The organism is Desulfitobacterium sp. LBE, from assembly GCF_007830365.1.
Classification (GTDB): domain Bacteria; phylum Bacillota; class Desulfitobacteriia; order Desulfitobacteriales; family Desulfitobacteriaceae; genus Desulfitobacterium; species Desulfitobacterium hafniense.
Genome location: NZ_VLKD01000001.1, coordinates 4,886,713 through 4,911,883, shown reverse-complemented (window position 1 = coordinate 4,911,883; position 25,171 = coordinate 4,886,713). Strand labels below are relative to the sequence as shown.

The window sequence follows — 25,171 nt, the reverse complement described above, 5'->3', positions numbered from 1 at the left end:
CTGCCTGGGTCAGGAATAGGCTGAATCTCCTGCTGCGTGAAGCCGCACAGTCTGCTCTGTTCCCTGCCGGCACCTCATTACACTCGCTTCACCCGGGCACAGGCGCTTCGCTTGTGCGGAAAGGGGCGGCATTGTATAATAAGAATGTCGTCGTGGACAGCTGGACTGTTACGTGTAGGTGCCCTTACACCTGCTCGTGCCTGAGAGTGCGCCAACACTTTCAGGTCACGGCGACTTTTTAATTTCCACCTATTCCTAATTATAGCTTGTTTGAAAGAAAATGCAAGGGAGCATGAATATTGGCTAAGTTATAGAACACCTTGTTATCTGGAGCCGGAAGCCGCAGACATATACTATAAAAAAGGCCCGGATAGGTAGTCCTCAGTAAAACAGTATGTTCTAGAAGTTCTTATTTGGCTACGACTTCGAAATGTACTTAAACATCGCTGAATGCGTCGCGCTGTTCTCATGAATGTAAATGGAAAAGTTATCAACGCCGCCGCAGATTATCATACAACCGAGCAGACAGTCCGATTCGTTTACTTCGCTGATTGTGCAGAGTAGCCTTTCATCAACAGAACTCATCGCGGTGCAACTTCCGGGGTGGCTGTGCCATTCACCGACATAGCCAAAACTGTTGTAAGTTCGTTTCGCTATTTGCTGAATCTGTTCCGGCAGATTTTCACAACCGCGGATATATGAGGTTGGTGCTTCAATGCTGTCATCCGGCGAAAAAATCATATCGGCTATGTAGATTATTTTTCGAGAAAAATCATACTGCCCGATGAGCACTCCGCCTGTTTCGTTCGGCTGCCGCTCGGTGCGCTTTGTTTGCAGAGATTGCAGTAATGAACCGCGCATAAAAACCCGCCAATCACCACAAGAAACAGAATGCCATCGTTCACCATCATACCTGTCGGCAACTATGCCATCATCGCTGATACTCCATATCACAATGTTCGCGGATGCGGCTACCTGAGCCCGCTTCAACTCTTTGCTCGCGGCGGCGGCAGAGAGCGCAATGTACTCTTGTGAAATTCTGCTGGTAATGTCGCGACACGAAGTGGCATACGCGATTGTCGATGGGAGGCTGTAGTATTCCGCATAATCATCTTTCCCCGCCAGTATTGAGTTCAACTGCATCTCCAATTGATCAAGCGTAACTTTTCGCTCTGCGTCTTCGCACAGCATAACAAGACAATTGCCGCACGGGTTTAAAAACAAAGAAATACGACGAGCTTTTGATTTTACATCCATCGCAAGCATACGTTCCACTGCGACAGATGTGGAAACATCCACAATCACATCGGCGGCATCAAGAGCCTCGACAGCTTCGCCGTTTGTGGGGTCGAGCACATCTGCGACAATAGAGGAAACCTCTGCATCTTCAAGGATGGTTTTGGCGTAGTTTTCCAACGCTGTTGCCTTTGGTTGACCGATTGAATTAAGGGCAAGTATATGCCGGGCAAGGTTATGCGGAAACACCACGTCTTTGTCTATAACTGTCCATTTCCCAAAGCCAGAGCGCAGGCAATGTTCAAACAGCTGAGAACCTAAAGCCCCCGCCCCGACGAGAACGTAATTCAAGTGCTTATAGCCGACTCCGATGCCGTTATAAATTTGGGCGAGTGTAGGCGTAATTGCCCAATGAAGATCGAGTTGACGAATGCCTATGTTCTCGCCCAAATTATTCTTTCCGGTATCAATAGGCTTATTGCTAACTTTACCTTTCTTATTTTTATTCCCGTTCGTTCTTTCGCGTTGGATTCCAAAGTCACGCAGAACATCTCCAAATGTCTTTCTTTCAGTTAAAAACACACGATAATCAGACCGCTCGACAGTCCCAGATTGCTTTCTTCTTTGAGGTATGTTCAATGTTATAATGCAGGGGCAGCTAAACAGTGCCGCCGTGCTTGCGAATAGACTTTGAAATTCTTTCGGTTTATGCCGAATATTAAGAATTGACCGTAGCTCGCCTAAAAGTTGTTCCGCAAGTTGTTTGACCGAAAACCACCCTAATAATTCACGCAACGTGTTCGGTGGGTGATGGATAATATTGTCCGCACTCGGCTGTAAGCTCAACCTGATAATTACATACAGACTTGTTCCTGTGCGGTCGGCAATATCAGAGACTTGGCATAACATAAGCCTTCCGTTTTGATGAGTTTCTCTGAATCTCGCAAAGTTCCTGCTAATATGCCGTGGGTTGACGATAATCACATCTTGCGTCCCGTAGAAAAATGGCTCGAGAGGTTGATCATCACGATGAAGCTCACCACGGGCAGTTTTTGCAAACCATTCATTGATACATTCTACAATAAACCGCCCATTGAGTCTGTACCTTATTTCGGAATACGACAAATCGGTATAACAAAGATACCGCTGTTTGCCATCGCGACTGACCATAAGGTGCGGTACTGTCGGAAAGTCTTCTCGTACATCAACTTGCGGCAATTCTCCGTCCTGAACTGATATTGTTATCGGTTCGATTCGGCGGATTTCATAATCAGGATACTGACATAGTCCGGCGATTTCATAATCAAGTTCCAAAATATCAATCATGCCACTAGCGTTACTGTCTTGCCAAAATTTGCGCAACGAAGCGCGATACGGGTCGCCGCAGCCTAATACGGCCAGTATCTGCTTCGTTAGCTCGTATGCCGGATTGATGGAAATGGTTTCCATTTAGCCTGCCCTCGGTGCCGGTGAAGTAATTATCGGACTCACCGCGATAACTTTTCTGGTTATACCATGAAAATCAATTTCATACACAAGCGGTTGAGGATTGCGTTCATTGGGATACTCCATCGTTGCGAAAAACTCTTTCCCGCCGCTATATTCTATGTAGGCATCTCTTGCCTGAAAATGAGGGGGCTGAGTGTCGTCCTTGCCGACATCGCTGAATGCCCGGCACGACGCAACCATTACGGCGCTCTGCTGAGAATAATCGGACAAGAGCCGCTTGATATTATCTGATGTTTCGGTAATCTTATCGCCACGCTCGTCAGCCAGACCTGTGTGGCTACAATGATGCGGTATGTCGTAAATATCCCAGTAGAGATAATTCTCATTCCCCCCGTTCTCTGAACGCTCGACTATCTTGTCGAGAATTTCGTGCGGTATATCGCCTGTTATGAAGATAGTTGTTGTGCGTAAAAAATTCGCCAATCTCAGTTGCAGGACAATAGACGGGTCGTTACGGTCTTCAACCTCATCAGAGTCTTCCGAAAAGGGTGCATGAACAAACACCTCAAGTTCGTCGCCTAAGCTGTGGTCTGCATTTTTCAGTAGCGTTCCAGCGTGTATAATGGAGTTCTCGCTGTCGTCGGTTGACAAGCCATTATCCTCAAGCCATTGGTCGAGCTTATCCGGCTCGGCGAACACTTTAATGCCATAGCCGTTTTTCAAGCGGTGCCGAGCTTCCTGCCGTATCACGCGGGCATCTTCGCAAACATTTGAATCAAGCACAAACGCTGATGACACCCAAAGCTCCTTGATTTGCACCCGCCCATCGCCCTTATATTTGTCGGCGTGGTCAAACTCAAAGAAGTCTTTCGCACCCTTAACGTGATCATCGTGGGCGTGGCTGAACATCACCACATCGAACGACTTGTGCTTTTTAAGTGCGGTCGTGATATCGTACCGTTTATCTCCGGCTTCGTCTGTGCGCATAGCGGCGTAGTCCATTAGCATTTTCTTGCCGTTGGAGAGTTCCAACAGCACGGTTTCCGCGTTTCCCAGCGGGTAGAATGTGATTTTCTGACTCATAGTTTCAAATCCCTTTCTGTACAGGTAGATTGCTGCTGCTTTCAAGTATGTGTTTACATTCTTTCCATCCGACTATCAAGAGCGTTGAGAATGTGGCCCGCTTTCTTGGAAAGAAACGCCTCAATCGCACTTTGGAGAACACCATTGTTAGCCGAAACATACACGGAGCAATCGGGGCGGATACGCAGATTGATGTTCTTAACCCGCCTACGTTCTAACTCATATTTCACCTCTCCCCTCCATCTCTCACGACAAAGTAGCCATCGATGTTATCTTCCACGGCTATCTCTTTGTCGAAGTGTTCTGTTTGCGGGATAATCCTGCTCTGTGCAGAGTTAGTCAGCACCAATGTATGAACAAAGTCACGGTTTTTTGCCTTATACTCACCGGCTATACTCTCCAACTTCACGCTAAGCCACCCTGCAGGTAGTGTTCGTTTAGCCATTGTAAGCCTAACTTTCGCCGCAGCTTGCGGGGAGATATTGTTTCACGGCTTTCTGAGTCTTTTTCATATGTCCGCGAGCGGTGAGAGTGAATAACCCTACGCAGAGGATACAGACAAACATAAACCACCACTGCGTCCGAACGCCTGTCAGAACGGCAAGCGCGATGAACAACGTGATTTGCGTTCTCGCATAACCGTATTCCCGCGACAGCATTTCAAGTTTGTCATGGGCTTTCTCGCTCGTCTTCCCTGCGGCGATGAAATCGCTGTATTCAGCCCACCCGAACATCTTTTTAAGCAACGGCTCTATCGCCGCCGAGCCGAGCCGAAATATGATGTAACCGACCTCGTAGGCAATTGCGAACAGCGACACCGTGACCAGAATTTCCAGTCCGGTACTGCCAAGATTTGCGATAGATTGCACAAGTGTCTTTACCTCGTCAAAGAACAGCAACACGCTTGAACCAAGCAGCACTAGCCCTGGCAGGAAGATGTTCACTATATTGTAGAACGGTACTTTTGTTTCCATCGTAACCCCTTAAATATCAATGAAAGCTATATCTTTATGACCGTTAATCTTCAGCCTCCTGAATTTCTGCGAAATATGAATAACGAATTCCTCCTTGTTAATATAGTTTTTGATTACTATTGTGGTCAAGGAGAAAAAATGATACAATTCTAACGGTTAGAAAGAGCTTGTACTCAACTTTCCCCTGACTTCGGTCGGGAAGGCATTGATATCTATTCCCGTAGATATCAATGCCTTTTTTCTACAATCAATATAATCCCCCCTCTCATTTAAATTGATCGCTTCCTAATGTTCTCATCCAACCATTCGAAAAAGAAATTTAGTGATGCAAAGTGTAGTAGATTTTCTGCTTCATAGTCTTTTTCAAATATGCATGTGGCTAGATGATCGATCGCAATAATATAGTCACCTTTTTGAAGTACGTACCGCTTTCTCTGATCCAAGCATATCTTTCTCAAAGATAGTTTTGTTTTCATAACTGTGGTATCTAAATGGATTCCTGGTAATGATTTCTTTTTTTCTTTTGAGATTATAAAGCAATCTTCTTTTGAGCAATAGACAGATAAAATTTGGTTGTGTGTCATTAAGTCACACCCCCCTTAATTATCTTCATATTTGACAATGGTCGGAATACCATTGTACCGTCCATTTAAATATGCTAGCTCTATATTTAAATCAGAACGAGATTCTCCACTTTCAAACTCATCTAACCTGATAAATTCAGATTCACCATTACGATTTGTGGCAAAGTAAATCTCATCCTTCCGCAATTTCCTTAAATTCAAAAGACGGGATTCATGTGTAGTGATGATAAGCTGATTGTGATTAGGAGTTTCAGGATTTAGGTACATTGATACAAGTTGTTCAGTCAACAACGGATGTAAGCTTCTATCAATTTCATCCACGATGTACGTAACATCTTTTTCAGGTGATGTTATCATTTCTAATAACTCTAGAATTCGCTTAGTCCCGTCGGATTCTTCTTTAAACTCATATTGTCCATACTTACCATGAGAGAATTGTATGGTTTTAATACTTTGAAAGCCATCTGCGTTCGCCTCAATAATGTAGTAGTTGTCCTCCAAACGCATAGTTACTGAAATCGGTTCGCCCTCTTGATTTTCCTTCCGTTGGTACATTTCTTTGAAATGAGTCTCAATTTCCTCTACCATTGAGGCTGGCGCATCTTTAAATGCTTGCTCAATGGAAATGTCTACATATGACATTTTGTCGATGGGGATATCAAGTTGCAACAAGCAATCATACAGCTTTTCATTGTTTTCAGGATAATTTAAAAAACTATATCTACCTAAGTCTGAGTTGCTATTTGGGTAAACAAATTTCATCTTTGTTAGGAACCAGCGATAGAGAGATTTAAAATATTGTAACGACGGATCAGATTCAAATAGATTACCTTTTTTAAAATTAATCTCTTTTAAAAACAAAGTGTTTTCTTCAGTTGAAGCGTCAGAAAAATAAATTGACAGGCGCCTATCAATTTCAGGGTTTTTGGCTTTTATTGCAAGCTCAAAGTGCTGCTGTGTAAAATCTCTTATGAAAATTAACTTCTGCTCTAATCTGGAGTTTTTTTCACTAAGCCACTCTTTAACGATTTTTTCCTCATGCCAAGACAACGTAAAGCCGTATTCGTACACCTTTTTATTAACAAAGACAGTGTATATAAATTCCGTTGGTTTTTTAACCCATACTTCATCTGACTTATTCACTGACATAAACCGCTTGTCCAAGCAGCCGTTCAAAATCATTTCTTTTCCAAAGTGCATGGCTTTAATAATTGTAGACTTTCCCGCAGCATTTCCACCATAGATTGATGTAAATTTTAAAACTGCTTGTTTGTATGCCTTAAGAAGATGACCAGGCTTACCCCTTGCCTTTCCAGTGATAAGATTAATACTCTGCCTTTTACCTATTGCGGCAAAGTTTTCAACAGAGAATTCTAATAACATAATATTCCTCCACGTTCCAGATAATCCGATTATTATCACTTATCCAGAAGTATCAATTGTGATTTCTTTAATAATAATTCAAGTTAATACGCCATCACCGTTTTAACTAGACTCAGTTTGCCATAGGATAATGATAGTGTCAATAGGGTTGGCCAAATTTAATTCCACAGATCTTTTTAGCTTGGCTACCAAAGTCAAGGTAATGGTCCCGATTCCATCCCCCGCCATAGATTTATACCCTATGATTTGAAATGCTCTATTAACCTGCTGAATGAATAAGCAGCATTAGTGTATATCACATTATATCCCTACTTCTGCGCTTTCTAGTCATATAGACTCCTGGCTCGTGCATCTCAGTCACAGTAAAAATAAGCCTTTTAATGCTAACTATCCTCGAAGAGGGTTTCGAGATCGACCGTCAGATCAGAGAAGCATAAAAAAGGCATTAGAATTTCATCCCGATGCCTTTAGGTTTTTTGTCATTAATGATCATCCTATACTGTAAGACTGCATTGTTTAATCGACCAGCGGTTTTTCTTTTTTTCTCAAAAATACCTGCAGCGCTTCACAGATATCGATATTTATACGCTCAGCTAAAATAATTAATATATAGGTTAAAAAAATGGGTCGAAAAATACACTTTTTCAATTTTCGCTCCATAAACGCTATATATGGTGTCTGAACCGTCTCATTTGCCCTTTCAACCACTAGATGTCGTCATTATTATACTATCAACGTGCCTTGTGGTGACAAAAAAGATGCCGCCTGAAGCTGATAGCCCCTTGTCGGCAGCTATTCGGGAATTTCGAGTAGTTCATAAAGACTCACCAACTGTCCTATTTTTCCGGACAATTGGTCATTTGAGTTTTTACTTATGTCTTCTTTTCAATCACAAACATACCGGAAGCAACAAATAACAAATGATACCAAAGGCATTCTATCAGCCTATATTATTGGTTAAGCATATAGTATATTCGTTGCGATGTTGCCAATCACAGATCAACATATTTGTAAAGTAGTTACCAATTGGTTGTGAAGATAACAGCATTTTCCCGCAAATACGCTCAGAATAAAATCCCACATATGCAGTTACTCCTTGATGTGTCGATTCAATAATCACGTAATGACCTTTATCGGGAATTTTTTCAAAAGCCCCTCTCCAAATTGTAAGCATATCGAGACTTTCAATACGATCATCACAATTAGTATTTTCTAGAATAGCGTATCGAATTGGATCAAAGCACTGTTCGAGAATCTTTTCTTCTCCAATATAATATGCACAGGTATTGAATGCAGTTTTCAGGTACAGGAAACAGTATGAGTTTGTATCAACTGGGAATCCCCATTTATAGTGTTGTTTAATATTTGACATTGTTTGGGGCAAACTCCCCTCCAAGTTAACCCCCTATGTTAGCATAGTTGTCATAGGCCTCCGAGAGAAGTATAGTGAGTTAAGAGAACTCGGAGGAGGAGAACAATGGCAAAGTATAGCGATGAATTTAAGCATTCAATTATGTTAAAGATGATGCCACCACAGAATCAATCCGTCAGTGCAATTGCAAGGGAAACTGGTTTATCAGAAGCCACCCTGCATGTGTGGAGAAGACAAGCTAGAGCCAAGGGTATGGCTGTTCCCGGCGGGGAACAGGAAGTTGAGCGTTGGAGCACTCAAGATAAGTTCCTGATTGTCATGGAGACTGCTCTCCTTAGTGAAGTGGAAATGGCTGAGTACTGCCGGGGCAAAGGGCTATATGTTGAACAGGTTCAAGCTTGGCGTGATGCCTGTATGCAGGCCAATGGAGGAGTTGCCCAAGAAGCGTCACGTCTTCAGAAAGATCTGCGAGAGAGAGAACGAGAGATTAAGAAATTGGAGCAGGAGCTTCGTCGTAAGGAATCAGCTCTTGCGGAGACTGCAGCCTTGTTAGTTCTAAGAAAAAAGGCAAATGCGATTTGGGGGGACAGCGAGGACGCTTGATCAGCGCCTCGGATCGCAAAAAGGCCATCATGCTGATTAAAGAAGCCACTCAGGCCGGTGCCAGAGAAACGATGGCTTGCAATGAATTGGGGATAAGTCGACGCACTTTACAACGTTGGAGAAGTGAAACAACTCCTCTAGAGGATCAACGACCTTTTGTCAAGCGGCCTTCTCCGCGGAATAAGCTAACTCAAGAAGAAACCCGAGAAATTGTCTCTGTTGTGAATCAACCGGAATATCAGAGTCTTCCACCCAGTCAGATTGTTCCAATGCTCGCAGATCAAGGAATCTACATAGCATCCGAATCGACATTCTACCGCACCTTAAGGCATCATAATCTCCAGCATCATCGGGGTCGTAGTAAAGCTCCCATTAGTAAACCTATTTCAACTCATTGTGCTACTGGACCAAATCAGGTCTGGATGTGGGATATAACATGGTTACCCGGTCCTGCTAGAGGCATTTACTTCTATCTTTATTTAATTCTGGATTTGTTTAGCCGCAAAATCGTTGCGTGGGATATCTGGGTGGAAGAATCCGCTGAAAACGCGAGTCAATTGGTGCGGCGTGCCGCCTTGTCAGAGCAACGTTCCGTGCCGTTAAAGCCGCTTATTCTCCATTCTGACAATGGGAGTCCAATGAAAGGAGCCTCCCTATTAGAGACCTTGTATCAACTTGGGATCACTCCCTCAAGGAGCCGTCCTCGGGTGAGTAATGATAATCCCTACGCAGAATCTATTTTCAAAACCTGCAAGTATCGGCCGAATTATCCTTCAGCAGGATTTGCTGATTTGACCCAGGCAAGAACATGGGTATTCGATTTTGTGCGGTGGTATAACCTCGAACATAGACATAGTGGTCTGAAGTTCTTAACACCGCATCAACGACACACTGGAATGGACCAAACTATTCTCGAAAGGCGACATAAACTCTATGAAGCAGCTAAGGCGGCCCATCCGGAGCGCTGGTCGCGTGATGTTCGCAATTGGAGTTTGAAGCAAGAGGTATGGCTCAATCCAGAGAGTATTAAACCTGAAAATATTAAGGAGAAGAAATTCCCTTAACTTATATGTGAATCTTGGGGTTTAGCGACAACTATGTTGACAAACACCGTTAATGCTTTTTATATCATCTAGCATAAAAAAAGAGAGCCAATCCATATTTACCACTTTGTGAGAAGTTGCCGCAAACCATTTATTTTTATATTCACCAATAAGTATGAAATGCTTTGACGTTTCAAATGGCATATCTAGTAAAGAAAAAACTCTATGTGAATCAGATAGAAAGTCGATAAGCCTTTCCTTGAAGTTTATAAGTAACTCTCTGCCCTCTCCTTCTAACTGTGTAGCTAAAAAAAGTGGCACATAAGAATTATTGTTATCATCAATATCTATCATAAGTTGCGGAATCATATAAGTTTGCCCCGCAAAAGCAAATCCAAGTTTATAGCTGTCAATCTCCATTGTATAATCTTGTAATACACGAATTTGAGGTGCCTTGATTTTTTTCACATTTAAAGAGCCCCGTTTTCCCGGACCAACATTTTCCCTGTTGACAGCTAAAAAACTGCTTCGTAATACAGACAATTCGATAGGAGAAAACTTTGCATTTGCTTTGTCAGAAACAACCCCTACCGGCAATTTAGTTATGCCACCTAATGCAGCCGGAATTATATGTTCTTGCGATGTGCATGGTAATGACTCCTTGTAATATATACAGATCATTTCTTATACCCTTTCAAATTGATTCTAAAAACAGTTATATTAATTCACGACCACTCTTTGATGTTACTACAATACTTCAACCAAATAACATGTAATTTATTTACCTATAAGTTTACGCGCATCATCCACCAGATCTTTGATAAGTTCCAGTTTAAGGGTAAGAGATCTTTAATAATAGAATAACTGATATTACTGAAAATTTGATTGGTCGTTAGGTGATAACCTTTAGAGATATACCATCAAACGTTTTTTAGTACTATTCCTCGGAAAGGTCTCTTTTCTCCTCTAATTCGGCCTCTCTGTTATACTGTTCAGCAAACTCACGCATAGCTGTCGCGAAACGAGTGAATCCTCTTGTATCAAGCGCCTCCGCTTTCTCTCTATTCTGCTTAGCAAGTTCCCGCTCCTCTTGACCGTGAGTAAAATTGTAAACGCCACGTTGATTAAAGAGTTCAGTTGTAAAGCCAGAACGCATTCGGCCAGTATCCCGGTAGTTTAAAACAGTAGCGACGGCTTCGTGAATCCAAAGTCCACCAGGATCGGGGGGGGCGCAGGTTAACATATGCCCGATCTGAATCTGAGCAACTTCCGCGTGCCCTGTCTCTTCAGTAATCCGACGAGTTTCGTTGATCCACTCGTTGAACGCCTTCACATCAAGCGTCCCATCCTCTTTAATGCCCGGACAGTATTTCCATTCTGTCAGAAGTTTGTAAGCATTCCGAACAAGATGTTGCCTCTGCTCATCGTTTTCTTTAGCGCAATCGTCACTATCCTTCTTGGAGCGAAAAACGAGTCTCACCGCTTCCGCAAAGAAAGCAGGATCAGAAGCAAGACGCTTTTCGAGAGTGATCGGCGATCCAGACGAGAACCGATCAAGCCATGGAAGAAAATTCCATTCTATCCGAAACAAGGCGTCCTGATCGGCGGTTTCCGACTTCTGGAGACGTTTGATTAGTTCGACTGTATCATAATTATCAAGCTCTTTAATCCCGTCCTCGCTATCAAGCACTGCAATAAGAGAACGCGTAGCTAGAGTCTCGTCGAACCGGGATGTATCATCGGCCGTGCAGGCTACGCACATGACGGCCGCCCCTTCACGCCTGTATGTAAGTAGCTTTTCAATCGCGAACGTTAAGTCCCGTTCCTGGCCATAAGGATTAACTTGAGCATTCCGCCAATACAACGCCTCATGAGCCTCTCCCAAGTTGGATGAAACCCTCTCCCATATTTCCTCATCAAAAGAGAGAAGTGTTAGGAACTTAGCGCGATGTTCTGGATTCCAATCTCTTTTCAGAACCGTATCAACCCAACCAATTTTGAGGTTCCAGAATCTAGCCCAAACGAATCCGGCAACGACTCGCGCCTCGGTGTCATCGCCAGAATCTAGCAGCGCTGGCAATATCGCGTCTTCAATATCATCAGACGCTATCACACCCAAAGCACGCCCGACTTCGTATGGTGACGCTACCTTCTTAGCAAACCCCAAGCATTTGGTAAGGTTGCCATTGCCTAATATCTCAGAAACGGCTGCTTGACGTACTACATTAAGACGTTTCCGCTGTTCCTCATAATTCCCTTTCTCGTTGAACAGATCGAAATCCCTGTCATTAAAAAGATGATGATACTTCAATTCGGGAGAAGACGGTATCAAGAGCTTCGCAGTCCCCTCGATTTTGGCGACCGTTTCTTCAGGCAACGCCCAATCTGCATCGAAAAACTTTCTGTGACGTCGCACAAGTTTATCGAGCTTATCCCAGACTGGAAGGCGCTCAGGCTCAGGCAAGCTGACTATGCCGTCTGACGAGAGGTGGTTAAGAATAGAATCTTGTGCAGATTTAGGTAGATCCGAAAGTCGATTGACGAGCTCGACGAGCCTTTCAGAGTCCTCCTTTGCCAACTCCACCGCGAGTTCAGTTAGAGCGATAATCTGTTCCCAATATTCGCTTTTGAGCACACCTTCTTTCCAATCCCGAGGGATAAAATCACGCCAGACCGGGCGATGGCAACCACTTGTGACACCATGGCTATGGGGAAGCAAGGCAAGAAGTAGAGACCATCCAACTTTAGGCTGTTCTCTCAGAATGGTTTGGATTGCTGCCTTCCTTTTGTCAAATGACGCAGTGGTCTGTATGTGCCACGGCATGAAAATATCTACAAGAGAGTTGGCGGGACGATTTGCCCAATTTCCCCCTGGGTCAATAGAGGCAATGTCTGCCAATATTACTGCTACTCTTGAAAGATAATCTGGATGCCAGGCCAGACCCTCAAGCGCCCAAAGTAGGCCGCTCATATAATTCCAGCCACCAAATCCTCCACTTCCTTCTTGGGCAAATATTTCGTGAAAAGGAGAGTTTGGAAGATCAACTAGAACTGATTCAACCGCATCAAGGAACTCATCTGGTGCAGCCTCAGCTAGTAATGGAAGATGAGAATCTAAACTAGCCCATCGTTCCCAGTTTGCCTGGTTAAGTAGGGTACGGACGACAAGAACTGCGGTCGTTTCTGCCTTGCCAAGTGAACAACTACTAAGCGCTTGTGAACGGCTGCCAACCAGCGCAAGAGTTTCTACGATACCTTTCCTAAGATGTTGTGAATGCTCTAATTGTTTTCCGTGAATACTGGCTGCAAATCGTTGCTCTTTCGGTAAGTCAAACTTTGGGTCCCGTTCCCCGAGAACAAAAACTGCTGTAGCTTTGAGGCGATCGAGGTCCTCATCCGTGATTCTATTCCCGAGTGCGCTCCACGCTTCGCTACGAGCGACGAATCTCCACTTTTCATCAGTCTGAATAAGGGGAGAATCCGAGCGTAGCGTATCAACTCTGAGAATCTCGATCCACTCCCCATAACCTTTTCCCAGCATCCCCTCCAATGCACGGACATCCACCGGGTTCTTGGCATTCCATTGACCAACGAGACAAGCTCTTGCCAATTCACGAGCTGTGTCCCACGTCACATATGGAGGAACAGATCCCAATCCTAGAAAATGTCGCCGCAACGCCGACAATCTCCCGCCTCCAATCCCACCAAGTTCTCTGGCACGAATATCGGAGAAGTTTGCCGCCTTGAGTACTGCCTCAATCTGAGATTGTGAGGGGCTTCGGAGCTTGATGATCTCGGGGCTATAATCTGACAAGGTTCCGCACAGTGGTATGATTACTCCATGTCCCCGACCAGTAGCTACAGCTTGTAAATCTTGTCGCTCTGAATCCAGACCTAATCTTGGACTAGCTACTAATATGTGTGATTGCCGCAATTCAGATACTGTTCGCCATGCATTTTCGTCTTTAATGAAAAGACACCGATTTGCGTATTCCTGTGCCTCAGCTTCTTCAAGTGTCGATAGGTAGGCGGCAACGAAGTCATCAACATCGTGTTCACTCTCTGCAAAAAGAAAGAGCCTTTTCGATACCCCTGAGAAAACAGCCTCAATGGCAGCACAAGCACCGTCTCTCGAAGTAGTAAAAAGCGCAGGAGGTAGCGGTGGATCAGTCCTTTCTCCTTGAGATAGGATTAGGCTCCAATGCTCAAGAGGCGTTATTATACCTCCAAGGCTTGGAGTGATTCCGATCTTTGACGCCATCCATCGACCGAGCGCAGGAAACTCCCTCAGCCAATCGGCTAGTTTAACACCGTCAATTATTCGGATTTGCTTCCATCCTCGATTCTGACGCCTTTTAATCCACGCAGTCTGTTCAGGTTCTTCCCATCCATTGGCTCCTGCTGAACGAGGAGTAACAAAAACAAAAGAAGAAGCAGCTCGTTCAGAATCACTGACTTTCTTAGTTCGCTTTCGAAAATCATCGGTTGCCTTGTCCTGCGGGTTTCCTCCTGTTCCTATTTCCCAACAAGAGATTCCATCAGGAATAAACTGAAGATATCCATTTTTGCAATTCACAAGGCCGTCCAGACCTGGTTGGTTTACAGCATCGCCATAAGGTATACGACACTCAATCATATCAGATACCGACTGCCGGATAAGGAGATAAACAAGTTCAGGAATCACTCCCTGACTATCACGCGTGTCTGCATATCGTGATAGGTCTCCGGACTTTATAATATGTGTATGTTCCACGTTTAACTAACCTCCCTTTTTTTCATAGATTTAAATATAACTACAATATACAGATTGGGTTAAGTCGGAAAACCAATTTATTGGAATATTATACTATAGTTTCATCCTTCCGGAATTGCTTTTTCTCATGTGACCCATCTGTGCGGAAAATCAGAATATAAGCGTCAAAAACCTGAATCTTATCAACCCAGTCCCTGATTATGCTTTCACCATAAGCTCTGTTCTGGTAAAGAGCAGCGCCCATGGTATCCTTCAACCATCCTTCATCCAGAGTAGGGTTAGCCCTGAGGTACTGACTCGGCAATAGGCGGCGACTCTGAGCCTTTTATTCTCTTTGGGTTTAGGCGGAATAATTCTTACATTTTTCATTGTCCTCACATCTATATAAAATGAGACGCCCATTAATATTCTACCAAAAGAAAAGACGTGAGGGAATTCACTCACGTCAAAGCATATTTCCTACCGCTATCCCGTTAAGCCTTGCAACATCAGGGTTTCAGGTGCTGCAACAAGATTATGGTCTCTACGCGCCTTGAGGATACAAAAAAGATACCGCTTGAGCCTGGTAGGGCCTTGGCGGCTGGGTATATTTCCGAAAAATTTCGCCTAGCAGGCCACTTTTTTGTGTTCGGCACCTGATTTTTGCTTTGCGATCTAAGTAAATTGTAAGCAACAAAACCTTCTAAGAGAGCTTATCTCTTAAAGGCTTTATTCGACACATTAAATCAGTATTAAATATAGCAACGTTGTGTAGTAAGCCTAATTGCAGTTGAAGTTTTAGCTGTCTGTGCTCCTGGCATTTCTGAACCAGACAGACGGAGTTCTTCGCTAGCATGCGAAGGCTATCTCCCTACAAAAAGCTTTATACGGAATTTCTTGATGCTATTCAGCCCTACACACATTTTATATTACATGTTGTTATTCATATCTAGGCATCACTCAGGGTGAGAACTATAGGACGTGAATCATCATCAAATTCTTCAGCATTTGTATGCTGATTTTACTACCTTGGTAATGTTTGAATAAACTCTCTCATAAGGCATATTGAATCTCTTAGCTGTTCAAAAGTATATCTTGGATTATGTATGTTTTCAGGATGATGGATTTGGTGCCTAATATATTCAGTCAGAATTATCTGTTCTTCCCTTGTACTTCCGTTTCGTTGAATCTTTATATACCTTATTGTTGGTTTCCCTGTTTTATAGGCTTCTAGTTGACCTTCGGCCTCAATATAACCATAAAGCTCGTTATGATATTCTTCTGTAACTTCTGAAAATGCCAAAAAGTTTACTTCATTTAAAGAGGGATAGGGCAATTGGCCTGGCAAAACAGATTCAACTGTTTTTGATATACCACTAACTGAAATCAAGCGCAGGTTCTCAAAATTTAGTTCCTTTACTAAACTCGCACTATGGGTCGTTATAATTATTTGTGTGTTAGGAGATGCTCCAAGCGTTAAGAATGCTCTGATCAATGCTTTTTGGTGCTCAGTATGCTGTGAGGTCTCAGGTTCCTCAATCGCATAAATAATGCTTGAACTATTTCTATCTAATATTCTCCGCTCTGCTTCCGCTCTGAAAAAATTCAAGAGAATTAATCGCTTAACACCACTTCCCCTTTTATTAATCGGAATGCCCTCATCACCTGAAATAGATACGTTTTTAAAAACATCCAACCACTTAAGGCTTTCAGCAGGTGGAATTACAGGATTCAAACTATTAGCTATATCAGGGTTCATCTCCCTTAGCTTTTCAAGAGTTCTGTCAGAAACCTCTTTAAGTTTAGTTTCTACTTCGCAAGCAATCTCACTGAGTGTTTGCTTTAACTCTTCGTTGTTTAAGATTAGCTTAACTGCTTCCTTGAGTGGATCCTGTACCTCGCTGTCACCATCGCTATTTTTCCTGTCGGATTGAAATAGTGTGTAAATTGGCAGATAGCTTTGAAGTTTATCCCAAATGGATTTTGTATCACCTTTTGTAACATCAAGTTCTATTTCAGCTAATTGCAGATCTTCATTATAATGATTCCAAATGGCTGCTCGCATAACAGCATTTCTTGTCCTATCAATGCACTGTATTTGCTGCCGATCAATTATTGCCCTAAGTTCTGTATCTTTTTTTTGAAGTAGATCTTTACATTGTAGATTTGTTGGGTGATATGCTCTTACAAACACCTTTTCCTTTCCAGTATTGGGATATTTTTTAATAATTTCAAGCTGGCTATTCAAATTAACCAAATACTCAGAATGTAATGTCGTTTCATTGGTACTGTCAATAATGATATTGGTCGGGAGTTCTTCTAAACAAACAGAAATGCATATTTCGGAATCACCTTCTGAAACGGCTTGCTTGTTAATGTCATCTTTATCTATCTTGATAACCCCTTTGCCTTCGTTAAAGAAAATATCCAGTGCTTCTAGAATACTTGATTTTCCGATATCATTTTTCCCTACAAAAGTAGTTAAGTCACAAAAATCGATAGACACCTCATCTCTGTAACTTCTAAAGTTTTTTAATTTAACTGTTTTTACCTTCATGAATTTTTCTCCTTATCACAAGTTTTTCTGTATTCTCTTATATCTTTATTTCATGTAGCTCAAGTTCCCTCTGCATACTTCATGCTTTTAGGTGATAAAAAGATGTTAAATAAATCTGGTGCTGCCTTGGTAGCAACTATATTTCAGAAGTTTATTTTGCTATCCGAAAATTTCCTTCCGCATTTATAAAATTCCAATAAAATTTCATTTTCTCGCTGATTAACTTCATAATATATACCAAGGACATAGCCACAAACATGCTCAGGCAAAGTAATACCATCAGCTGACCAGACGCCATCGCTATCCTTTGTCAGCGCAATCAATCTTTCCCGATCTGATTGTCTTTCTTTTTCTGGGCGATTTGACTTTTTCATTTCAAGTGCAATGAGATTGTCTTGCCATTTATTATGACCTCGACTATGTAAAATTAAGTCACAGTTTATTTTGATAATTCTAAAGTCATCATTTATAATGGTTTTTACTCTACCACTATTTCTATTGTATTCAATGTCGACAAAATACCCTTTGTAATTGAAATATCTATTTCGCCGCCTTATTACGCCATTCATCGCCATCATCAATGCGCCACAAAGTGTTCTTTCCGACACCCTTGTAGTAAAAAGTTCAACATTCTGTGATAAAAAGCGTTTATTGGCTTCAAGAAAAAATTTTAAGTAACTCATCAGATGTTTTTAATGTAGGCATATTTAGTTCCTTTCAATATAGATACTTACTACATCACCCTGTTTTTTAGCCTATATTTCTAACTGAATAAGCTTTCCACATTTCTTGATCATAGTGATCCAGTGGCCTTGGAAAAGGATCTTGAATGCGCATGTGTCTAAAACAATCGATGGTATAAAGTATCAACAGCATATAAAAGGCACTCTATGATAACCAGAGTCAGAATTTTCTTATATTATGCCATATTTTGGACAAAGATGATAGGGGGATTTAGCAAGAACTGCAATACGAGCAATTATTGCCCATCTCCCCCCCCTGACAAACTACTCTCTTTTGCTCAATCTAACATTGATACATGATTTATCTTCATGGCCAGGCTGCGAAGCTGCGCTTGTCCATACGTGCTCACCCGGCAATAGGCGGCAACCCTAAGCTTTATATTCTCTTTGGGTATAGCGGGAATAATCCTAACAGTTTTCATCTACATTCCTTCATCACCTTAATGTAAGGTAGAGTAATCCCATTATTATTTTGCAAAAGAAAAGACGTGAAAGCATCATCCTTTCACGTCAAAGCATATTTCAACAACAATCCTGTGAACCCGCTTATATCAAGCGTTTTGACGTTGCAACAGGATTGCGGTCTCCACATGCTGTGCTTTTAAAAGGATGCCCATGGCAACTTTAGCCGCCAGTTGAAAATACATCTTTTTATAATCGGTCATTGTCGCACTAACCCCTATTTCAAGCAGCGGCAAGGCTCCGGGCCCTGACCCGGCCCTGCCGTCTGCTTTGATAGGGGAAATTAAAAAGCACATATGCGAGGTTTTTTTACCCTACACATGTGCCATGCTTCGTTATCTGCTGAATCAGATTGCCTAGGCCGAGCATAACTTAAGTCTCCTTGCTCTTCGGTTCATAAAAAAGGTCTGTCCGAAATAGGTACGCGCGTACCTATTTCGGACAGACCTTTTTACATAAAGCCACTCCAGCGCATTTAAGCCTATGCCTCAAAATCAAAGCCTATCCCTGTTCGTTCAGTGCTGTCAGGTCTAACAAGACGTTATTTCCGGATCCTGCCACGCCGGGAGCTTGCTCAAGGTGCGGATAGCCGTCTGCCGGGCTGCTTCTTGGTCCAGCCCCTGAGTGCGAATGAGAAAATCCGTCATCCCCTCCACTTTCTCCGGATAAGACTGCATGGAGCCGTCGGGCCTCGCGCAGTAGAGACAATAATCCTTGCTCTCGTCTCCCAAAGCATAATCGGCGGCTTTCGTCATGGGCATACCGCAGGCAATACAGGTTTTCATGGTCAATCCTTCTTTCTTAAATTCTTAATTTAGAAATTCAACTATCTAAAAGAGCATCAACAAGAGCATCAACGGATTTTGCAGAACTGTTACCTTCTTCTCTCATAAATGTCCACCCCTAATTCCTCAAACCCTTGTTTACCCCGCTCCGTCAATAAGTAAACCGTAGACTTTTCCTGCTCAAACCAGCCCAGTTCCACCAGCCGCTCAAACAGCCGTCCCCCTAAGGTTCCGCCGAGATGTCCGTAGCATGATCGCCCTTTAAGGACCTGGGGCGTTTTGGCCATCATTCCCTCCCCCCTCCTTTACTCCCATCCCTGCGGATCATCTTCATATAATGATCCACCAGGGTGTCACCGTAACGGCCGACCACATTGCCTTCCGGGGCAAACAAATCGCCGTTGGCCAGATAATAGTGAACCAACCCTACCCAGGTATTGAAGAGGAAATAAAGAGGAAGGTCGATACTTTGACCCGACCCTATTTCCCGCTGGGCCACCTGGCTGAAGTGAAAGGAGACTGCGGATTGAATGGCAACCCAGACATCCCTTGCCTCAGGCGGCAACAGCCGGTTCTCGATCACCAGCCTGGCATAAAAGGGTTCGAATTCCCCGATTCCGGCCAGATGTGCCGCCAGAAGTTCTTCCATATGCTCGCAGGTGCCTGCCGCCTCATGGGTACGCCGGGCAATCTTCTCGCCATAGGTTTCGATCACTTCCGTGATCAGCATTTCCTGGGTCTGAAAATGGGCGAATACCGTACCGTGAGATACTCCTGCCGCCTGGGCAATGTCGGACATGCGGGTATTCATAATGCCCTGCTCAGCGAATAACTGATAAGCCGCCTTCAGAAGGGCCTCTTTTGTCTGCTCTTTTTGCAGTTGACGGTTGCTTTTTTGCATAGCTTATTGACTCCAAAATTATTGACTATAAAATCATTGACTTTAAAGTCATTATACTCTCTGCCTTTTTATCTGTCAATATCAGGCACGGGAAAAATCTTTTCTCAATAACCTCTCCATAAAACAAACCTTTCCATAAACCGCACACCAAAATATGCTTGCCATATACCCTTGTCGTACATGCTTGCCATATAGATCGCTAGCCAATACCCAAACCGGCTTCAGTTCAAAAACCCCGTTTTTTCGCCGCAACAGGTTAAATCCAATTGGTGCATGGCTCTTGTGCAGGCGATATACAAAAGACTGCGGTCCATTTGTGTTTTATAAAGCTCATCGGCCACATCGGGGACGATCACCTGATCAAATTCAAGTCCTTTTGCCATGTGTACAGAAGTAATGACGATGCCATCCTGAAACTCACTGCTGTCAAAGCTCAATAAAGCCATCGTGTCATAAGCGGTACGGAGTTGTTCGAAAAGGAGCCTGGCCTGTTTTTGGGATTTGCAGATAATACCCAGGGAGGCATGCCCGGACTGTCTGAATTGGTCGATCAAATGCCGTATCTTATCCAGCTGTTCCTTGGGAGTCCGGCATACGGTTATGGTGGGCGCCTGGCCATGCCGCTCGATGGGAATCAGTTTTTTGTTCTCTAAAATCTTTTGGGCAAACCCGCTGATTTCGAGGGTTGAACGGTAGCTCCGGCACAACTCCATGGCATGGCATCCGGCAAAGTAGGGCTGAATTTTTTCCACTGAGGAGGAGCTGTAAGGATTGACGCTTTGATAGCTGTCCCCCAAAATGGTCATGTTGCAGGAAAACAGCTTGGCCAACACCGCATATTGAATAGGGGTATAATCCTGCATCTCATCAACCAACAAGTGCTTTATGCCCTTATAATCCTGTTCCGCTCCTTCAAAATACAGTTTCACATAAATAAAGGGATACACATCACAGAACTCAAAGGTATTTTTACGGCTAAAGCGGAACATATCCTCCCGGCCGATGGCGTGGTAGAAATTTTGATACAGGGAAAGGGTGTCGGCAAAGCGGAACATTTTTTGCACCCTGTCCCTTATTTGGCGGGACACTGCGGCGTCCATCCTCTTGCCGGTATTTCTTTTATATTTTTCGATGAGATCGTCTGCTATTTTGCGCAGCCGTTTTTTGACGGGCAGCCTTTGCAGAGCGCGATACTCGGAAAGCAGCTTTTCTTTGGCAACCCAAAAACTTCCGAAGGCCAGATCGGTGGGAACAAAATAGTGTTCATCCCCCTCTTCCAAATAGGATTGGAGCTGGTCCACAAAAAGATTGGTAGCCTTAAACTCAATTCGGGCAATCCTTTCGGCATCTTCATCCTCCAATAAACTTTCTACTTGTTCAGAAAAGCTCTCATAATGATACTTTCCCAGCAGACCTGCGGCAATATCGTCAAAGCTTATTTCCGCCATATTCTCTTCCCCTAATTCCGGCAGCACATTGGAGATATAGTTGCCGAATACTTTATTAGGAGAAATAATCAGGAGATCTTTCGAGGTGAATGTCTCTTTATGGCGGTACAGCAAAAATGCCACCCGGTGCAAGGCTATGGAGGTTTTTCCGGAACCTGCCGCTCCCTGTATGATCAGGACTTGGGCACTGTCATTTCTGATGATGGCATTTTGCTCTCTTTGGATGGTTGCCACAATGTTTTTCATCTTGTCGTCGGAATTCCGGCTCAGTTCCTTTTGCAAAATCTCGTCGCCGATATTCAACGAGCTTTCAATCATATACTCCATCTGAGTGTGCCTAATTCTGTATTGCCGTTTGAGGGTCAGCACCCCGTCAATTTTTCCGGCAGGAGCCTCATAAAAAGCCGGGCCGGTTTCAAAATCATAGAACATGCTGGAGACAGGCGCCCGCCAGTCGAAAATAATGTTGTAAGCTGTGACGGGATCGGCAAAAGCATGGATGCCAATATAGAATGTCTCTTCTTTACTTCCTTTCGTCTCAGCAAAATCAATTCTTCCGAAATAGGGGGATTGAATCAGTTTTTGCAGCTTCCCCCTTTCTTTGATCGCTTTTTCCCCAAAGGCGACGCTATCATGAACAGCGATTCTATTGGCCGCTTTTTCGGCAAGGTCAAGATGGTTTTCATAGATATACCGCTTCGTCTCCAATATTTCCCGGGAGTAATTCTCTATCGTCGCTTGCATTTGTTCCAGCGCCGCTTCCAGCTTCCTCTGCACTCCGCTCAGATGCTTTCTTTCATCACTTTCCTTTTGATTCAGCATGATGGACTCCTTTATCCCTTGAATTTACACCCTTAAGTTACATCCTCAAGTATAGAAGGAAATTCAAAAAATACTAGACTTATCATTTTCAATGAGGTATCATTTAGATTAAGTATTGCCCCCCGGAAACGATCATAATAATTACATTAATGACATTTTTAACCTATCAATATAATATAGCCTCTCCAACCGTCTGTATTGGAAAGGCTATATTTTTTATGGCCGGAAACCGAAAAAACAGCTTAAAGGCTCTTGCTTTGTATAAGATATTCCGCAAAGCCGTATGAAATAAGGCTTACATCGGCTTTAAATTTTTATTGAGCCGTTCAACCATCCACGCTAAGCGTTTGGCACGTCCCCCATCTGTCTTGGCATCAAAATAGGCCCGGGTATATGTTTTCTTTACCGATAAAGACATCGACAAAAAATGGGTATAAGCGGGTTCATATTCTTTCAGCAAAACAGCTAAAGAGTCTATCTGCTCCTCTGTAACTGGCGGAGGTTTTGGCGTATCCCACTGACCATTTTTCTTGGCTTCCTCTATTTTCTTGCGGCCATAATCCGTCATCATCCCTTGGGTCTCCAGTTTTTCAACTAAAGCTTTGTTTTTATCCGACCACTTACTGCTTGCTCTGCGCAAAGAGAAATATTTCTTATAGGTTTTATCATCAAGGCTTGCCATTTGCCCATCAATCCAGCCAAAGCAAAGGGCCTCTTCAAGGGCTTCCCCCGCCTTGATCGTTTTTGGCCCGCCTGCCTTACCGAATAGCAGCCAAACACCGGCACTTGACAGGCAATTATCGTACAGCCATTTTCTAAAGTCCTCTCTATTGGAGAATTCCTTTATTTCGACCATCGTACAGACCTCCCTTACTCCGCCTGATCAGCCGAATACCAATAATGCCCACTCTATTCTATTATTTCAGCGTCCATCTGTCAAAATGGATGTATCACCCAAAACCCGGTAACCCTGCTTTTTTCGGCTGTTGAGAAAGCCTTGACCGGCTGTGATCACAACTATTTTTTATCTATGCAATTGAGGACGGCATTTGCCGGTTAGCAGGCTTCAATTCCTTATCGGGCAGACTAACTACCAGGCCGGTATACCTATCTGCAAAGGGTTTTGGATTAAGATCTAATCCTAAAGTTACAGGGCAAGCCCAGACAATACCTGAACTTGCCCTGTATTTTTTAGATTGAAAAATGAAGTCAGCAGATTCCGCTGTTATTTGACATAGGCAGCAGCGTTCTGGCCCGCAATACGGCCGAACACAAGGTTCACAGCGGCCGGGTTGGCGCCCCAAGTCCCGTCGTTGGCGCATTCACCGGCGGCGAACAGTCCGGGAATAGGAGTTCCGTCCGCTTTAAGCACCTGGGTATTCACATCCGTATCGATACCTCCGAAGGTGCCTTGCACGCGGCAGGTCATGAGGGAGGCATAGTAGGGCGCCTCATCAAAGGTCATGTTCAGCATGGCACGGCCGAACTCCTCATCCTTGCCGGCAGCCACATAACCCTTGTAGTTGTTGATGGTCTTAACGAGATTCTCCTTGTTCACGCCGATTTTGTCCGCGAGCTCCTCAATGCTGTCCGCACTCACAAAGAGGCCCAGCTTCTCGTACTCACGCACATCCTTGACACCCGCCACAAGGGAATTGTCGAAGATCGCCCAGCCGCTGCCGCCCTGGGCAACGACCTGGGGACCTACGCCATATCCGCCCTGATCGTTCACAAAACGCTGGCCATCCTTGTTCACGAAAATCGCACCGGTGTTGAACAAACTGCCCATATAATAGAAGTAACCGTTCTCCGCGGTGGTATAGGTGAAGTTGACACGGATATAATCCATGTTCTTCAGGTCCGCCCCCGCAGTTTGAGCCATCAGATGACCGTCTCCCGTCCCGCCGGGGGAGCAGGAACTCTTATAATCCTTCAGAGCAGGGGCATACTCGGCCACCATCTCCTTGTTGGCCCCAAACCCGCCGGAAGCGATGACCACCGCCTTGGCGGAAATGGTGTAGTCCCCCAGCTTGGTGGAAACCTTGACGCCGTCCACAACCCCGTCCTTCATCACCAACTCAGTGGCTTTGCTGTTGACCCGCACGTCCACGCCGGCCTTTTCGCATTCAGCCTTAAGAGCCGATACGATGGTGTTGCCAAACTCACCCACCTCCCGGGAAGCGGTGGAGCTGATCTGGCCGCCTGCCACCGTCAGTTGTGCGCCGATACTGCGCAGCCAGTCCGCTGCCGCGCCATTGTTGCCGGTCAGTACGCTGAAGGCCTCCGCCGTTCCTTTGGGGTTCTGCTTTGTTAAATTTGCCGCTTGTTCCTCCGGAGTCACATCGCTGCCTAGGGCGACATGGGTCTTATCCCCTATGGCCCCAAAGCTCTCGATGGAATAATTAGAGGTACCGCCTACAATGCCAAGCTTCTCCAGCAGGATGACTTTCTTTCCTTCGTTGGCCGCACTGATCGCGGCAGTCATACCGGCGCCGCCCGCTCCGACCACCACCACATCGGCGGTGGTGTCTTCATGGGGCACATCGGCGGCAACCTTGCCCGCAAACTTAGCCGGGTCGCCCCCCGCCTGGGTGATGGCATTCCTGACGGCGTTCAGGAAGGCGGCGCTGCTGATTGTGGCCCCGCTCACCATATCCAGGTCCAGGGTCTGATTCTGCACGATCAGATCAGGGTACTGCTTAATGGGCACGGAACCGGTGTTGTAAGTTTCCTTTTCACTGACAACCTTAACGGCGTCGATGCTGTCCGCCCTCAGTGTGACCTTAACCACGATGGGGCCGTTGCGGCCGTTGCCCACGCCAAGGTAGTCCCCGGGGACTATCCCTCCCTTCTCCGGAGCCGGGTTTCCTGCTCCGGCGGGAGCAGCGGCACAACCCGACAGCCCCAGCGTCAGGCACAGTAAAACCGCCAGAATTGAGATAACCTTTGTTTTTTTCATCCTTTTCCCTCCTAATTTGGCCGTATAGACTATAC

18 protein-coding genes and 1 pseudogene are annotated in these 25,171 nt (G+C 44.4%); 1 reads left to right on the top strand and 18 read right to left on the bottom strand.

The features are described from left to right. Positions 1-417 precede the first annotated feature (417 nt). The 7 genes from DESLBE_RS23130 to DESLBE_RS23100 form a co-directional block, all read right to left on the bottom strand. The gene (locus DESLBE_RS23130) at positions 418-2,685 is read right to left on the bottom strand and encodes a ThiF family adenylyltransferase (RefSeq protein WP_144678342.1); all 2,268 of its coding nucleotides are present in this window, start codon (positions 2,683-2,685) and stop codon (positions 418-420) included. Further along, positions 2,686-3,768: a hypothetical protein gene (locus DESLBE_RS23125; RefSeq protein ID WP_144678341.1), complete on the bottom strand. Its 1,083-nt coding sequence runs from the start codon at positions 3,766-3,768 to the stop codon at positions 2,686-2,688. A gap of 53 nt (positions 3,769-3,821) precedes the next feature. Then, positions 3,822-3,998 (bottom strand): DUF45 domain-containing protein, encoded by a 177-nt coding sequence (locus DESLBE_RS23120; RefSeq protein ID WP_144678340.1) that lies wholly within the window; start codon positions 3,996-3,998, stop codon positions 3,822-3,824. Beyond that, positions 3,995-4,177, bottom strand: coding sequence for a hypothetical protein (locus DESLBE_RS23115; RefSeq protein ID WP_144678339.1), 183 nt, complete (start codon positions 4,175-4,177; stop codon positions 3,995-3,997). Before DESLBE_RS23115 ends, DESLBE_RS23120 begins: the two co-directional genes overlap by 4 nt. A gap of 43 nt (positions 4,178-4,220) precedes the next feature. Next, positions 4,221-4,742 carry a hypothetical protein gene (locus DESLBE_RS23110; RefSeq protein WP_144678338.1) on the bottom strand — a complete coding sequence of 174 codons (522 nt, stop codon included), beginning with the start codon at positions 4,740-4,742 and terminating at the stop codon, positions 4,221-4,223. Between the two features lie 599 nt (positions 4,743-5,341). Next, entirely contained in the window at positions 5,342-6,709 is a 1,368-nt protein-coding gene (locus DESLBE_RS23105; RefSeq protein WP_144678337.1) for an ATP-binding protein, read from the bottom strand. 940 nt (positions 6,710-7,649) lie between these two features. Further along, positions 7,650-8,081 carry a hypothetical protein gene (locus DESLBE_RS23100; protein WP_207706458.1) on the bottom strand — a complete coding sequence of 144 codons (432 nt, stop codon included), beginning with the start codon at positions 8,079-8,081 and terminating at the stop codon, positions 7,650-7,652. A gap of 105 nt (positions 8,082-8,186) precedes the next feature. Here DESLBE_RS23100 and DESLBE_RS23095 point away from each other — a divergent pair. After that, positions 8,187-9,748, top strand: a pseudogene (locus DESLBE_RS23095) (IS3 family transposase). Between the two features lie 21 nt (positions 9,749-9,769). On the opposite strand, the gene DESLBE_RS23090 reads toward DESLBE_RS23095, so the two are convergent. From DESLBE_RS23090 to DESLBE_RS23040, 11 genes are all read right to left on the bottom strand, one after another. Next, a complete protein-coding gene (locus DESLBE_RS23090; RefSeq protein WP_144678335.1) occupies positions 9,770-10,324 on the bottom strand; it encodes a hypothetical protein in 555 nt (184 codons plus the stop codon). Between the two features lie 340 nt (positions 10,325-10,664). Beyond that, positions 10,665-14,480 carry a hypothetical protein gene (locus DESLBE_RS23085; RefSeq protein ID WP_144678334.1) on the bottom strand — a complete coding sequence of 1,272 codons (3,816 nt, stop codon included), beginning with the start codon at positions 14,478-14,480 and terminating at the stop codon, positions 10,665-10,667. A 1,003-nt stretch (positions 14,481-15,483) separates the two neighbouring features. Continuing rightward, the gene (locus DESLBE_RS23080) at positions 15,484-17,016 is read right to left on the bottom strand and encodes an ATP-binding protein (RefSeq protein ID WP_144678333.1); all 1,533 of its coding nucleotides are present in this window, start codon (positions 17,014-17,016) and stop codon (positions 15,484-15,486) included. A 143-nt stretch (positions 17,017-17,159) separates the two neighbouring features. Then, entirely contained in the window at positions 17,160-17,594 is a 435-nt protein-coding gene (locus tag DESLBE_RS23075) for a hypothetical protein (protein WP_202980551.1), read from the bottom strand. Between the two features lie 443 nt (positions 17,595-18,037). Beyond that, complete coding sequence (locus DESLBE_RS23070) at positions 18,038-18,181, bottom strand: hypothetical protein (protein WP_243131369.1); 144 nt, start codon at positions 18,179-18,181, stop codon at positions 18,038-18,040. A gap of 570 nt (positions 18,182-18,751) precedes the next feature. Beyond that, the gene (locus tag DESLBE_RS23065; protein ID WP_144678331.1) at positions 18,752-19,006 is read right to left on the bottom strand and encodes a zinc ribbon domain-containing protein; all 255 of its coding nucleotides are present in this window, start codon (positions 19,004-19,006) and stop codon (positions 18,752-18,754) included. Between the two features lie 89 nt (positions 19,007-19,095). Beyond that, a complete protein-coding gene (locus tag DESLBE_RS23060; RefSeq protein ID WP_005817542.1) occupies positions 19,096-19,296 on the bottom strand; it encodes a hypothetical protein in 201 nt (66 codons plus the stop codon). Then, positions 19,293-19,907, bottom strand: a complete 615-nt coding sequence (locus DESLBE_RS23055) for a TetR/AcrR family transcriptional regulator (RefSeq protein ID WP_144678330.1) — start codon at positions 19,905-19,907, stop codon at positions 19,293-19,295. The genes DESLBE_RS23060 and DESLBE_RS23055 overlap by 4 nt, the downstream gene beginning before the upstream one ends. Positions 19,908-20,128: 221 nt before the next feature. Continuing rightward, positions 20,129-22,177, bottom strand: a complete 2,049-nt coding sequence (locus DESLBE_RS23050) for a UvrD-helicase domain-containing protein (protein ID WP_144678329.1) — start codon at positions 22,175-22,177, stop codon at positions 20,129-20,131. A 295-nt stretch (positions 22,178-22,472) separates the two neighbouring features. Beyond that, positions 22,473-23,033: a YdeI/OmpD-associated family protein gene (locus DESLBE_RS23045; protein ID WP_144678328.1), complete on the bottom strand. Its 561-nt coding sequence runs from the start codon at positions 23,031-23,033 to the stop codon at positions 22,473-22,475. A 369-nt stretch (positions 23,034-23,402) separates the two neighbouring features. Then, positions 23,403-25,136, bottom strand: a complete 1,734-nt coding sequence (locus DESLBE_RS23040) for an FAD-binding protein (RefSeq protein ID WP_144678327.1) — start codon at positions 25,134-25,136, stop codon at positions 23,403-23,405. Positions 25,137-25,171: the final 35 nt, after the last annotated feature.

Coding starts and splice junctions, on each gene's coding strand:
- DESLBE_RS23080 (WP_144678333.1), bottom strand. CDS start 17,016: ATGAAGGTAAAAACAGTTAAATTAAAAAACTTTAGAAGTTACAGAGAT.
- DESLBE_RS23060 (WP_005817542.1), bottom strand. CDS start 19,296: ATGATGGCCAAAACGCCCCAGGTCCTTAAAGGGCGATCATGCTACGGA.
- DESLBE_RS23105 (WP_144678337.1), bottom strand. CDS start 6,709: ATGTTATTAGAATTCTCTGTTGAAAACTTTGCCGCAATAGGTAAAAGG.
- DESLBE_RS23065 (WP_144678331.1), bottom strand. CDS start 19,006: ATGAAAACCTGTATTGCCTGCGGTATGCCCATGACGAAAGCCGCCGAT.
- DESLBE_RS23045 (WP_144678328.1), bottom strand. CDS start 23,033: ATGGTCGAAATAAAGGAATTCTCCAATAGAGAGGACTTTAGAAAATGG.
- DESLBE_RS23100 (WP_207706458.1), bottom strand. CDS start 8,081: ATGTCAAATATTAAACAACACTATAAATGGGGATTCCCAGTTGATACA.
- DESLBE_RS23050 (WP_144678329.1), bottom strand. CDS start 22,177: ATGCTGAATCAAAAGGAAAGTGATGAAAGAAAGCATCTGAGCGGAGTG.
- DESLBE_RS23040 (WP_144678327.1), bottom strand. CDS start 25,136: ATGAAAAAAACAAAGGTTATCTCAATTCTGGCGGTTTTACTGTGCCTG.
- DESLBE_RS23075 (WP_202980551.1), bottom strand. CDS start 17,594: ATGATGGCGATGAATGGCGTAATAAGGCGGCGAAATAGATATTTCAAT.
- DESLBE_RS23125 (WP_144678341.1), bottom strand. CDS start 3,768: ATGAGTCAGAAAATCACATTCTACCCGCTGGGAAACGCGGAAACCGTG.
- DESLBE_RS23110 (WP_144678338.1), bottom strand. CDS start 4,742: ATGGAAACAAAAGTACCGTTCTACAATATAGTGAACATCTTCCTGCCA.
- DESLBE_RS23130 (WP_144678342.1), bottom strand. CDS start 2,685: ATGGAAACCATTTCCATCAATCCGGCATACGAGCTAACGAAGCAGATA.
- DESLBE_RS23055 (WP_144678330.1), bottom strand. CDS start 19,907: ATGCAAAAAAGCAACCGTCAACTGCAAAAAGAGCAGACAAAAGAGGCC.
- DESLBE_RS23070 (WP_243131369.1), bottom strand. CDS start 18,181: ATGAAAACTGTTAGGATTATTCCCGCTATACCCAAAGAGAATATAAAG.